Raw genomic sequence first — 13,105 nt, 5'->3', positions numbered from 1 at the left:
ATTATTCATTATATAGATGCCCATTCATCATGTATACTCTGACATGTAGATGAAATATTTGTAGAGGAGTTGTCATTTTGAATAACATTCTAAAAGCTTATATCGCCAAATTTTCAACCTATGCTCGTTCACCACTAAAGATAAGCCTGTGGCATGCTATTGTCGCTTTTACGGGTGGTTTTATTGCGATTTTTATGTTAATGAGTCTTTCTGAAGGATTGCAACTGTCTTTATTAATGGCTCCTTTTGGAGCCAGCTGTGTTTTGGCTTTTGGACTTCCTGAGGCACCTCTGTCGCAACCTCGAAATATTGTCGGCGGGCACTGTATAACTACTCTTTGTGGATTGGCTGTTTATCATTGGATAGGTCAAGGTATTTGGGCTTTATCTTTATCTGTAGGATTAGGAATTGCTATGATGATCTTAACTAAAACCACTCACCCTCCTGCTGGTGCTAATCCAATCGTTGTGTTTACAGCTGCAAGCTCCTGGTCGTTTCTTTTCACTCCAGTGTTAATCGGTTCTATTATTATTGTGTGCGTTGCCTTGCTATACAACAACCTAATTAAACATAGAAAATATCCGACATTTTGGCGATAAATTAATGTAACGATCACAGGAACTAGACGTAAAATGATGCCCCGAAATCTGTAACAAGCAGATGCCTTCTAATGTACCGAAACAGTACACAAGCATCGGGAAACACTTCTGAAGTGCCTGACAGAAAGATTTCAATGCACTCCATCCGGAGTGCGAATCCCCCAGGGTATTCATGTGAGCATCACATTCGCACCTGTCCCATCCGTTTATGACAATGATCACATCCACCTCCCCTCCTCAAATGCTACAGTTGTTAACGACCAACTGACCATAATCGTAAATCGGTCAATCAAGAATTTACCTTACCATTAGCCTTTCAACCTATAAGGAGGTGTATATGTCATGAAAACGATAGATCGAAGGCAACAGGTGATGAATTCTGCTGAGAAATCCTTTGCCCTGTTCGGCTACAAAGCCACAACGATGGAGCAGGTTGCGAGACTTGCTAATGTGGGCAAGGGAACGATCTATACCTTTTTCGAAAATAAAGAAGAACTGTTCAGCGAGATTCTGTGCTCAATCATTGCGGATATGAGACAGATTACAGAGCAGACGGTGAAGGAAGAGAATTCCTTTCTGGATAACGTGCATATGAGTATGGATTCTTTGCTGGAGTACCGGGAGGAACATGAGCTGTTGATCAAGCTCTTTCAGGAGGTTAACGAGTTCGGCACGCCGCAAGCCAAGGAAGGTTTGCAGAAGGTCGAGACAGCCATTCTCGAATATCTGGAGCGTCAGGTGAGCCGTGCCATGGAATTAGAGCAGATTCGCAGAGAAAATCCAAAGTTGGTTTCTTTTGTCCTGCTGAAGCTGTATGTCACCTTAACTTCGGATTGGAACAAAGCGCATCCTACGCTGCACAAGGATCAGATCAAGGATTTTGTGGGTCTCTTTCTCAAGAATGGCTTATCCCCCACGTAGAGATCGGCGTCCCACTAGATTCAAAACATAATAGAGATAGAACGAACGGATTAGCGTAAGGATAGGGAGAGAACATGATGAAATCATTCCACGTATTTGGGCAGGATCTGAAGTACGCCTTCAAGAAACCAAAAGTATTTATTCCGATTCTCGTCGTACTGTTCATTCCGGTACTGTATAGCGGCCTGTTCCTGAATGCATTCTGGGACCCCTATGGCAAAATGAATGAATTACCTGTAGCCGTGGTTAACACGGATCAGGGCGCAGTCTACAACGACAAATCACTGGAGGTCGGTCAGAATCTGGTCGATGAACTGAAAAAAAGCGATGATTTCAACTGGCAATTCGTCACTCGCGAACAAGCAGAACAAGGTATGGAAGACAACACGTATTATATGACGATTGTGATTCCGGAGGACTTTTCCACCAAAGCAACAACCCTGATGGATGAGCACCCTGAGCCGGCAGACCTGATCTATGAACCCAATGAAGGATACAACTTCCTCGCGGGTCAGATCGGCGGCACGGCGGTCAAACAAATTCGCTCCAAAGTCGCTGCCAAAGTCACAGAATCATATACCGAAACGCTATTGGATCAGGTAGAAAAAATCTCTGGAGGGTTGGCGGATGCCGGGGATGGCGCTAGTCAGATTCATGATGGTGCGATCAAGCTGGATGAGGGTGCTGCTACATTAAAAGAGAACCTGTCCAAACTGGCTGCAGGCACAGACAAGCTGGAAACGGGCGTAGTTCCGTTAAAAGAAGGTACGTCTACTCTCGCCCAAGGCATTGGTGATCTTCATACTGGCGCGAGTGCCCTGTCCAGTGCGCTGTCCCAATTGGCAGCAGCAGGCACGAAGCTGGGTGATGGAGCAACCCAGGCTGAAGCAGGTAGCAAACAGCTACAGGCTGGCATTCAATCTGCTCAGGAAGGTGCAACCAAGCTGGATACAGGACTGGCGGCTTCCGAGGAGGGCAGTGCTAAGCTGACTGCTGGGCTGCAAAACTCTGTCGAGGGCAGTGGCAAAGTAAGCGAAGGTGCCAAAGCGGTTGCACAAGGCCTTGCCCAATTAGCAGAAGCCAGTCCGGAACTAGCCGCAAGTCCGGCTGTACAGCAACTCCTGGCAGCCAGTCAGGCCGTAGCAGCAGGCAGTGAACAGGTGTATCAGGGCGGACAGCAATTGGTCGCAGGCAGTCAAAGCCTGTACGCTGCACAGCAACAACTGCATCAAGGCAGCAGCCAGTTGGTACAGGGTGAACAACAACTGGTACAAGGAGCAACGCAGTTATCGACTGGACAGGAAAAGCTTGCGACTGGTCTACAACAATTCAATTCCAAATTATCCGAAGCAGCCGCTGGAGGAGCCAAACTTGCGGATGGTTCAGATCAATTGAATGCTGGTGCAGGCAAGTTGGTTGTGGGTGTAAGCCAGCTTACAGACGGCATCTCAACCCTTGCAAATGGTTCACATAAGCTGGATGACGGTGCTGGTCAGTTAAAAGAAGGTACTCTTAAGCTAACAGACGGCTCTGGCGAACTTGCCACCAAGCTGAATGAAGCGGCTGAGCAGACGGGTAGTGTGAAAAAGACCGATGAACTGGTAACCATGTATGCAGAGCCTGTTCAGGTCGATGAGCATAAATATAATGAGGTACCTAACTACGGTACAGGATTCTCGCCATACTTCCTGTCACTCGGGCTGTTTGTCGGGGCATTAATTGCCACACTCGTTGTGCCAACACGAGGCAGCACGGTTAGCGAGGCAAGTGGCTGGAATCGTTTTGTAAGTAAAACGTTGGCTTTCACACTGATGAGTGCTGTACAGTCCCTGCTTGCTTCATGGCTGGTCTTGTACGGTTTGGGTCTGGATGTTCAGAGTGTTCCGTTGTTCCTCTTGTTCAGCTTTGTTACCAGTCTAAGCTTCATGTACATCATTCAGGCACTGGTGACTTGGCTGGAGAATCCGGGACGATTCCTCGCAATTCTGATGCTGATCTTCCAGCTTACTACCAGCGCAGGCACCTTCCCGCTCGAACTGATTCCAAACTGGCTGAAAGTATTCAACCCATGGCTTCCTATGACCTATTCGGTAACGGGATATAAAGCAGTCATCTCAAGTGGACAGTTCGGTGTGGCTTGGGATCAGATCGGCATTCTGTGCATTTTCGCCGTGATTGGTCTCGGAGGAACCTTAACGTATTTCCTGATGCATCACACCACGGAGAGAAACGAACCATTACTTCAAGTTGAAACTGCGCTTCACGTATAAGTATAGATGTTTACGCAATAAATCAAGAAAAGACATCTCCCCTGCTCTGACTCGCTGGTTAACAGCAGGTCTGGTGTAAGGGATATGCCTTTTCTCTTTTGAGTATCGGGTTTAACTATGACTTCACTTCACAATGTCTTGGTTTATAAATCTAAGAAAATCACCTTGCATGGAGCCCAGGGCAAACATTTCCTTGATAATGCTAAATCGCCAATGGGTACCGCAAAATCAACCGTTTCTACAACTTTGGAGGAAAATCCATTGAGAAAAAGAATTCGTTAACCGGTCTATAGATTTTCTAGTGATTAATAGCTCGATATTATTCCTAATATGTAGAGTACACATCAGCGGTGGAGACTACTACAGCAAACAATATCACAAGCACGATAATTACGGCATAGATCGCTGTACCAATGATGCCACACACGAGGCCGGCAATGGCTAATCCTTTTCCTTGTTCCATGCGCATTCTGATTTCTTTGAAAGACAAAGATGCAAAAATTATAGCGACGATCCCGATCAAGAATCCCAAGTAAGGAATAGTAATGGACAGAATCCCCAAAACCAGTGATACGATCGATTTGCTGTTGGTCTTTGGTGGTGCTACATAAGGTGGTGGTGGCAAAGTGTCACTATAATAACGATCTACATTATTAATATCTCGTTGATCCAAAGTAAATCCTCCCCTCTTTATTAAGTAACATCATTATAATGGTTTACAAAATATATTTGTTCCATATTTTGCCAATCAAGACTCTTACTCCGTTATTGACTCTGGAGATATCGTGTATCTGGTATTCTTGACACTGAAAAAAAACACGTAATGAGTATATGTATATATTCATTACGTGTTTTCGATCATCTATTTTTTCAGTTCATAAATATATCACATGATTTAGTGCTTGTATCACCTCATCACATGTTCCTATTTGGAACCCCAGATCGATTGATTGTTGGAACCAATCAGTGAGAAGGTCATCACTTCGTTATGGCTAGATAACTCATTCTTCTGTTTGAAGAATATACCTTTGTACGTCACTCCGTTAATGACCATCGTGCAGTAATACGTACCAGCAGTATTCGACCATGTACCGGTTACCGCGCCAGATATCGTTCCGTTAGCATTCAGTGTTACACTTTGGGTGGGAATCATACCTACGTTGCTGGTGGACGCATCCAGCCCCATATTAACGAATTGGTACGTTCCCGTCATATCGGTTGCACTATACCCAGCGGGAGAGATTTTGCTTCCCAAAAATTCGTACACTGCGGTCACCGGCCATTTGTCGACGTTCAGGAATTGCTGATGCGCACGAACCTCATGATACTCAGATCCGTTATTGAAGCGGGTATGGTAGATCAGATACCTCGCCCCATCCGTGTCAACAAATGCGGAGTTGTGCCCTCCAGATTTGTAACCAAGCGGTATACCGGGCAGCGCATAGTTGCCGAACAACTTCACACCCCGAGTTGACTGATTAACCGAAGCAGATTCATATACAGCCTGATTTCCGGCGGCATCGGAATATGTTCCATCAATCGTGGTGGATCGGTACACGCGAAGATGATAACCGCCTTCACTGGACAACCAGCCGTACGTTACATACAGATAGTAATAACCTGCATCCTTGTCATACACGATATAGGGAGCTTCTCCCGTTTTCCCATAACCTCCTGCAATCCGCTTGCCAAAGTAACGGTCCGTATTGCCACTATCCGATCCCGGATAGATCGGCTGGCCTGTGTCTGGATTGATTTGAAGGATATAGATTCCCCCTGACCAGGATCCGTAACTCATCCACAGTTTGCCGGAGCTGTCGTAAGTCAAGGTAGGATCGATCGCGTTGGGGAAAAGTGTATTATTAAATCCACCATTGTTCGTGAACCAGCCGCTCCGTGTGCCGGACAGATTCCCTTTGTCGATCAGCTCGGGAATGTTGGTATTCTGAACCCAGGTGTTCACGGTTTTGGTTCCAAGCGACGACGTGGTCGTGATCGGATTGCTTCCACTCGTGAATCCTGAGTAGACGATCGTATCAATGTATTCGTAAGGCCCCTTAACGGATTTGGATACGCCAAAACCGATGGCTGAGCGAATATAGGTGGACGATGTGGAGTAATACAACATATAGGCACCCTTGGAACCGTCCGCCCATGTATATGAAGCATTGTAGATCGGCGATGCTGGCGCCCATACCGCATGACCGCCGGAGCTGTCCTGATCATTATAACCGGCCCACGCGTAGGATACTGCCAGAGCTGATGTCAGCGCAGCCCCCGAACTTCGGGATGCATTGCCGGTGCCACCTGCTTTGACCAGTTCCCATTTCTGCATATCTCCACCCCAGTAATTCCATTGCTGTATACTTGCACCGGCTGTCGTACTGCCGTCAGCCACATCCAACGCACTGCTATATCCGGAAGCCTTGGTTAACAATGCAACCGTTCCGTCATCGTTTTGCTGAATTCGAAATAACTGCATGGTTCCGCCCCAATACGCCCATTGCTCAATACTGGCACCGTCGGCTGCTGAACCGCCATTGACGTCGAGAGCGCTGTTGTAGGCCGAATTGGCGGTCAGAAGATAATAGTCCCCGTTGCCGTAGTGCATTATTCTGAACTTCTGCGCGTCCGATCCATTATAGGACCACTGACGAATGCTTGTGCCATCGGCAGACGAGCCATCGGAGACATCCAGATATAGGCCGCTGTTTTTATTTTTAATGTAATAGTAGCCTTCGAAGGTAGATGGTGCGTACAAGGTGCTGTTAGCATACCCTTGTGTTCCCTCGTATGACCAGTTTCTGAGATCTGTGCTGCTTGCCTGAGCCATATGCGAACCGTATATGTAGTACTTGTTCGTGGTTGAATCGTAATAAATGGACGGGTCGTGTACAGATACTCGTGTTGTATTCGAAGTGGTCGATGAACTTGCTGCACCTAATGCATTTCCACTGCCTACGCTGGCGGCCAAAAGAACAAAAACGAGCATCATCATCCCCAGCTTGTTCCATAACTTGTGCAGAATTTGCATGATCGGATCAATCTCCCTTCCTATTGGGTTACTTATATATCAAATTAAAATTATGTTTTGGTATACCAAAACTAGTTAAGCGCTTTCATGAATTAGAATGAATAATCCATCCTAATTCCCAAATCCACTCTTATAGAATGCGCTTTCATTATTTTAGAATGTATATTAGCCTCCTTTCATCATGATAAGGTGTCTATCGATTAATAGCTTCCAAGCTGTATACACCTCATATTAATGGTATTCCTTTGTCGAAGTAAGGGTTTTTTTGTCGTTTGTAAAAATAAATAAATATGTAAATTAATTCTTTAAATATAGATTGATCCTTACCTTTCCAACTCCTGTTATCATCTCTTGATCCAAAAAAAGATACCCCAAACTTAAATGGGATATCTCTCTTTTTGGTTTCCTTTCCGTCTATCCTTCCACTTCTACCCGCTGTAAAAATGTCCGAGTGCGTGCAAGCTTTGGATTCCCAAATATCTGCTCTGGTGGACCTGCCTCTGCGATCTCGCCGTTATCCATGAAGAATACACGATCCGCAACGTCACGGGCGAAGCCCATCTCATGCGTAACAATCATCATCGTCATATTTTCCTGCGCAAGTTGTTTGATTACGCGTAGCACTTCCCCGGTCAGTTCCGGGTCGAGTGCCGACGTCGGCTCATCAAACAGGAGAATGTCCGGCTGCATCATCAGTGCGCGAGCGATGGCCACGCGCTGTTTCTGTCCACCGGACAGATTGGCTGGATAGGCATCGGCCTTGTCCGACAGACCTACTTTGCCGAGTAATTCCAGACTGCGCTGCCGGATGATTGCCAAGCTTTCTTTTTTCAACGTCTTTGGTGCGAGTTCTAAGTTCTCTCTTACAGTCAGATGCGGGAACAAGTTGAAATGCTGGAACACCATACCCATCCGATCCGTCATCTTGCGAATATCCGAAGCACCTGCGTAACGGCCATTATCGACCAACGTCTGATCCTGAATGCGAATCGTTCCGCCCGAAATATCCTCCAGATGAATCAGGCTGCGCAGCATCGTACTTTTACCAGAACCTGAAGGCCCAATCACCGCAATCACCTCGCCTGGTTCCACGTTGAAGGATACTTGCTTCAGCACATCAAGTGTACCGAATGATTTTCTCAACTGATTTACTTCTATTATATGTGTCATATGCAGACAGTCCTTTGATTGATCAGATTTAATTTATTCAAATGAAAACCGCTTCTCCAATCCTTTAAACAGCAAAGTAAGTACCAGAGTCATTAATAGGTACATGATCGCAGCGATGAAAAAAGCAATCAACTGCCCATCCCGATTCACTGCCGCTTGAGCATAATACAACAACTCATGCACAGAAACAGCATATAACAATGCCGTATCCTTAATCAGTGTAATGGACTCATTGGCTGTTGCAGGCAATACCACGCGGATCATCTGCGGGATAATGACCTTCATCATCGTTTGCCTTCTCGTTAAACCCAGCACTTTAGCTGCCTCATGCTGCCCCTTGTCTACGGAGAGCAATCCACCTCTGAAGATTTCGGCAAAATATGCCGCATAATTTAGTATAAACGCAATCGCTGCCGCAACAAACCGATCAAACACCAAATATTCGCCAATTACAGGCAACAGCGGCAGACCGAAGCAGAAGAAGAAAATTTGCAGCAATAGCGGCGTTCCGCGCATAACATAGACGTACATATGAGCGATCCAGGCCAGGGGCTTGAAACGACTTCGCATGATTAACGTTATTGCAAAACCAAACGGCACTGAGAGCACGATAGCGACCAAAAACATGAAAATCGTCATCTGAGCCCCTTCCAGCATCGGCTTCATCACGGTAAAAATATAATCCCAACTCATTATTATGTCTCCTCTAATCTGTTAACCCCGCATTCCTCGGCAGCTTCATGGGCTCCATCGTGGAATACGGGGTCATTTTGTTTAAACTCATATTTCAGGTGTCACACCTGTCTATTTCAGAACCTTATCTTCACCCAACCATTTGGTAGAAATCTTGGCTGCTGTGCCATCTGCATTAAGTTCATCCAGTGCTTTTTGCAGCTGATTCAGCAGTTCTTCATTGCCTTTTTTGATACCAATTCCGTATTGTTCCGGTGCAAGGGCTTCGTCCAACAGCTTATATTTTCCCTCTTCCTTTGACATGTAATATCTCGCGACCACTTCATCAATAATGACTGCATCCAGCCGCGTCGTTTTTAAATCGGTCAGTGCAAGTACATTATCCTTGAATTCCGATGTTTTCACCTTGTCCTTCAAAGGACTTGCCGCGAGGGCGTCTGCCGCCGAGGACAGAGCCTGCAAACCCACATTTTTGCCATCGAGTTCATCCAGCTTCGTAATTGGTGAGTCTGCCAATGTAATGGCAACTTGACTGTTTTCCAGATACGGCTTCGTGAAGAGCACTTTCTCTTTACGCTCATCCGTAATGGTGTACCCGTTCCAGATCATGTCGATCCGGCCACTGTTCAGCTCCAACTCTTTGGAAGACCAGTCGATCGGTTGGAATGTGACTTCTTTACCCATTTTCTCCGCAGCGGCTCTAGCGTAATCAATATCAAAACCTACAATTTCATTCTGCTCATCCCGGAAGCCCATTGGAGCAAACTTATCATCAATTCCTACAACGATGGTGTTATCATCTTTGCTTGCGGAACTGGAACATCCCGCCACAATCAACACACATATACTAATGAATAATAGTAGAATCGCTTTTTTTCTCATCTCTCGAACCCCTCCATGTCTATAACCAAAACCCAAACGCTTTAGTTCGTTACCACGTTATCAGAGACTTATAATAACATAGCATGGGAGAAGAGTCGAGAGTCTCTTACCTATTTCCTTCTATTTCATACAGCTTAATTGTCAACAATCTGTGAAAAAGCATCTTTCACTTGTTCCGACTCTACTAGTCTATCGCGTACAGTTGAATTCCAAAGATCCGTCTTCTGGAGCTTCTTCAATTCCGTACCCGCCCATTGCCGAGCAGCCTGACGAGATAAGGTATGAGTGGTATTCTCAAACTGGTAGACGACCTGCTCCAGATTATCGATCATGACAAAGTTCGCAACTGCATTATATATGAGAATCCGATCAAGTTCCTGTGTGTTCATCTCATGCGTATTCATGCTGTAATTCACTTGAGCCGTGAACTTCTCCGGATACAACTGGTAACCATTCAATCTTTCACGCAAAGGCAAAGCCTGATTCAAATGACTGAGATTGGAGAAGTCCCCCATATATGGACTCCGATATTTCGCCAAAGCGGCAAAATCATGCGTCAGCGGATTCTGCTGCTCTGCCTCGTACTGAGCCTGCTGCGCCTCGATCTTCGGATTAACGAAACCCTCAACAATCACCAAGCCAATGATCCCCAACACAACAAGTGTTATAATCCATATGTTTCTAATCCTCATAGTGCATCACTCACTTCATACCTGCTAACGATTCGATACGCCCGGTGCACCACCAAAGGGACAATAATACTCAGTAACGGGATAGCAAAGGCAATAGCTATCACAGCAAACTGATAGGGCCCATCCACTTGAACAGGGCGATTAAACCAGATGTTGCTTCCGAATCGCAACGCCGCCTGTGTTCCCCACAGCACAATCATGAACGCCGCCCACAACCACCATATTCTGCGATTCCACTGCATTAAGACAGGGGTTCGAATAATCGTGGTTTTTTGCTGACTGGTAGGATCATTCTGCCTGTTGATCAACATGTACAGTACATACGTTCCACCCACAATGAGACTCACAACCATGAGCAACGTGTTCATGACGGAGCCTTGCATCAGCACTCTCATTGGAATGGTAACGATCCAGGCTATGAGGCTATAGATCAAGGTAGATTGCAACAACGCCGTCCAGTAAGGAACACGTTGCACCCTCCGATGATCACTCATCACCTGATCCATACCTACGATATGCTGAATGGCGGTCTGAAAAGCCTCCTCTTCGTTCATCCCCTGGGAGATATAATCGTCAATCCGCGCAGCGAGATTACTGTGAATCTCTTCTTTTAATTCTCGATTGTCCAATGTATCTTGTGCGTGAGCGAACAAACGATTCACATGACGGGTGATGCGAGCTTCCAATCTCATAGGTCTTCATCTCCTTTTTCTCCAGTGACAATCATGCAATCAATCAGTGCCTTGGCTGCCTGCCAAGCCTGAACTTGCTCTCTATATGCTTCGAGACCTTGCACGGTAATTCGGTAATATTTGCGTCGTCCTCCCTGCGTCTCTCCCCCCCAGTAGGACTCCACATATCCACTCTTCTCTAGCCTTTTCAAACTGGAATAAAGCGTAGGTTCCTTCAGTTCAAACTGTTCTCCGCTCTTGCGATAGATTTCCTTAATAATGCTGTAGCCATAGTTATCGGCTGGTATAAGTACACTTAGAATGATGGGATCAATGTTGCCCCGAATCAGATCACTATTAATCACTTGCGTATCCATCTGCGAGATTCACCGACTTTCTTCCGTCCTGCGTATACTATAAGACATATTACTATGTCTGTAAAGGTAATATGTGTTGTGTGGTAATGATGCATTGCAATGAGTTATCCGCGGTGTCGAAAAATAAAAAAACAAACAGGGCCCCTCCAATTTTGGAGAAGCCCTTACTCATTTTTCTATTGCTGTACTTTCTCGCGATCTTTCCCTTTATCGGATTCACCCGCATTTTTGTTGGCGGCATCCCGATCCTGCTGCATTTCTTCTACCGTCTTCACTTTGAGACGAGCAGCGCCCTCATATTCCTTCGTAGGAATCAGGTCACCTGCAGCAAGTCTCGCTTCTGCGGCAGCAATGGCTTCACCATACTGCGGTAACCATTGGGCCTGCGCAACCAGCATCTCGTCGACCATCTGCCAGATCTCTCTCGGATTACATACGGCACCCACGAGTGGATCCATCATGAACGCCTGACGAAGCAACTTGTCGTCTCCATGTACCGCTGCTTCAACGGCGAGCCGTTGCACGGAAATGCTCACATTACATACCGCAGCCGGACCAAGTGGCAGATCGCCTACGTGCGGCATGGAGATCCCGTTGCGGTCCACATATCCCGGCGCTTCAATAATCGCATCATCCGGCAGGTTCGAGATTACCCCATTATTAACGGTATTGAAATGTCCGCGATAGACCCGTCCAGTCTCCAGCCCTTCGATAATATAGGAGCCGTGCTCCTCGCCCCGTTTTTCCGGAACGAATTGCATCGGTTCATCCTTCATCCAGTTCGGAAAATCGGTCTCGAACCAGTTGCGTCCCTCGGTACATACCCGCAAATACCCACCTGTTTCTCCGTTAATCCAATTGCCCAGATCGATCCAGTCGTTGATCTCTTCCGGACGTTTGCGGTACCACGGCACATATTCACTCAGGTGACCATTCGATTCCGTGCTGTAGTATCCGAAGCGGCGTAGCATATCAATCCGCACTTTCTCGGTGCGGCTGTACTCTGGATGTTTCTCGAAGGCTTCGAGCAGATCACCTGTTAGGTCTTTGCCCTCATGAGACGCTTGAACATACCAAGTCTGATGATTGATGCCTGCACAGATAATATCCACTTCACTCTTTTTCAAGCCAAAAGCTTCCGCAATCTGATGATGACCATGCTGTACACCATGACACAGTCCGATCGTCCGCACACCGCCATACTTATTGCAGGCCCAAGTCAGCATTGCCATCGGATTAGAGTAGTTCAAGAGCAGCACATCCGGTGCACTCTGTTCACGAATATCTTTACAGATATCCAGCATCTCGGCGACTCCGCGTTGTCCATACATAATGCCGCCTGCACACAGCGTATCGCCAACACATTGGTCTACCCCATATTTCAGTGGAATATCCACATCGGTTGCAAATGCTTCCAGTCCCCCGACACGAATCGTACACAATACGTACTTCGCATCTTTCAACGCTTCTTTACGATCCGTGGTCGGCTGAATCTGAATATTTAATCCATTCTCACGGATATCCCGCTGACACAGCTCAGTCACCATGTCCAGATTGTGCTGGCTAATATCGCAGAACGCAATTTCAATGTTGTTAAACTCCGGTACCGTGAGCAAATCCCGTAGTAACCCTCTTGTAAATCCAATACTTCCTGCCCCGATAAACGCCACTTTAAACGACATGCTATATCCTCCCCTAATCCGAATTTTCCCTTCGGTTAATGACTCTCTTCATGAAATCATTGTACCAACGGCAAAAGGGGAAGCGTTATCAAAATCATGACCTGTTCAGCAGGG

The 13,105-nt window shown here is 46.4% G+C and carries 12 protein-coding genes; 3 read left to right on the top strand and 9 right to left on the bottom strand.

The genetic code is table 11. From position 1 onward, the window contains the following. The first annotated feature begins 74 nt into the window (after positions 1–74). The 3 genes from M1D71_RS04970 to M1D71_RS04960 all read left to right on the top strand — a co-directional run bounded on the left by M1D71_RS04970 (position 75) and on the right by M1D71_RS04960 (position 3,790). Positions 75–599, top strand: coding sequence for an HPP family protein (locus tag M1D71_RS04970; protein ID WP_458127167.1), 525 nt, complete (start codon positions 75–77; stop codon positions 597–599). 342 nt (positions 600–941) lie between these two features. Then, entirely contained in the window at positions 942–1,520 is a 579-nt protein-coding gene (locus tag M1D71_RS04965; RefSeq protein WP_458125509.1) for a TetR/AcrR family transcriptional regulator, read from the top strand. A gap of 77 nt (positions 1,521–1,597) precedes the next feature. Then, entirely contained in the window at positions 1,598–3,790 is a 2,193-nt protein-coding gene (locus M1D71_RS04960; RefSeq protein WP_458127166.1) for a YhgE/Pip family protein, read from the top strand. Between the two features lie 325 nt (positions 3,791–4,115). Here the strand turns inward: M1D71_RS04960 and M1D71_RS04955 are convergent, their stop codons facing one another. From M1D71_RS04955 to melA, 9 genes are all read right to left on the bottom strand, one after another. Next, positions 4,116–4,463 (bottom strand): DUF4190 domain-containing protein, encoded by a 348-nt coding sequence (locus tag M1D71_RS04955; protein WP_458125508.1) that lies wholly within the window; start codon positions 4,461–4,463, stop codon positions 4,116–4,118. Positions 4,464–4,715: 252 nt separating this feature from the next. Further along, entirely contained in the window at positions 4,716–6,824 is a 2,109-nt protein-coding gene (locus M1D71_RS04950) for an RICIN domain-containing protein (protein ID WP_458125507.1), read from the bottom strand. Positions 6,825–7,238: 414 nt separating this feature from the next. Beyond that, positions 7,239–7,994, bottom strand: a complete 756-nt coding sequence (locus tag M1D71_RS04945) for an amino acid ABC transporter ATP-binding protein (protein WP_458125506.1) — start codon at positions 7,992–7,994, stop codon at positions 7,239–7,241. A 33-nt stretch (positions 7,995–8,027) separates the two neighbouring features. Then, on the bottom strand, positions 8,028–8,687 hold the full coding sequence (locus M1D71_RS04940; RefSeq protein ID WP_017690366.1) for an amino acid ABC transporter permease: 660 nt from the start codon (positions 8,685–8,687) through the stop codon (positions 8,028–8,030). 111 nt (positions 8,688–8,798) lie between these two features. Beyond that, complete coding sequence (locus M1D71_RS04935; protein WP_458125505.1) at positions 8,799–9,569, bottom strand: amino acid ABC transporter substrate-binding protein; 771 nt, start codon at positions 9,567–9,569, stop codon at positions 8,799–8,801. Between the two features lie 134 nt (positions 9,570–9,703). Next, positions 9,704–10,204 carry a DUF4825 domain-containing protein gene (locus M1D71_RS04930; protein ID WP_458127165.1) on the bottom strand — a complete coding sequence of 167 codons (501 nt, stop codon included), beginning with the start codon at positions 10,202–10,204 and terminating at the stop codon, positions 9,704–9,706. Between the two features lie 53 nt (positions 10,205–10,257). After that, the gene (locus M1D71_RS04925; RefSeq protein WP_458125504.1) at positions 10,258–10,953 is read right to left on the bottom strand and encodes a permease prefix domain 1-containing protein; all 696 of its coding nucleotides are present in this window, start codon (positions 10,951–10,953) and stop codon (positions 10,258–10,260) included. Beyond that, positions 10,950–11,309: a PadR family transcriptional regulator gene (locus M1D71_RS04920; RefSeq protein WP_458125503.1), complete on the bottom strand. Its 360-nt coding sequence runs from the start codon at positions 11,307–11,309 to the stop codon at positions 10,950–10,952. Before M1D71_RS04920 ends, M1D71_RS04925 begins: the two co-directional genes overlap by 4 nt. 176 nt (positions 11,310–11,485) lie before the next feature. Then, positions 11,486–12,991, bottom strand: coding sequence for an alpha-galactosidase (gene melA / locus M1D71_RS04915; protein WP_458125502.1), 1,506 nt, complete (start codon positions 12,989–12,991; stop codon positions 11,486–11,488). Positions 12,992–13,105 lie beyond the last annotated feature (114 nt).

The organism is Paenibacillus sp. Z3-2, assembly GCF_054161325.1.
This window is presented reverse-complemented; position numbering and strand designations above follow the sequence as displayed.

Coding starts and splice junctions, on each gene's coding strand:
- M1D71_RS04950 (WP_458125507.1), bottom strand. CDS start 6,824: ATGCAAATTCTGCACAAGTTATGGAACAAGCTGGGGATGATGATGCTC.
- M1D71_RS04940 (WP_017690366.1), bottom strand. CDS start 8,687: ATGAGTTGGGATTATATTTTTACCGTGATGAAGCCGATGCTGGAAGGG.
- M1D71_RS04965 (WP_458125509.1), top strand. CDS start 942: ATGAAAACGATAGATCGAAGGCAACAGGTGATGAATTCTGCTGAGAAA.
- M1D71_RS04935 (WP_458125505.1), bottom strand. CDS start 9,569: ATGAGAAAAAAAGCGATTCTACTATTATTCATTAGTATATGTGTGTTG.
- M1D71_RS04945 (WP_458125506.1), bottom strand. CDS start 7,994: ATGACACATATAATAGAAGTAAATCAGTTGAGAAAATCATTCGGTACA.
- M1D71_RS04920 (WP_458125503.1), bottom strand. CDS start 11,309: ATGGATACGCAAGTGATTAATAGTGATCTGATTCGGGGCAACATTGAT.
- melA (WP_458125502.1), bottom strand. CDS start 12,991: ATGTCGTTTAAAGTGGCGTTTATCGGGGCAGGAAGTATTGGATTTACA.
- M1D71_RS04925 (WP_458125504.1), bottom strand. CDS start 10,953: ATGAGATTGGAAGCTCGCATCACCCGTCATGTGAATCGTTTGTTCGCT.
- M1D71_RS04960 (WP_458127166.1), top strand. CDS start 1,598: ATGAAATCATTCCACGTATTTGGGCAGGATCTGAAGTACGCCTTCAAG.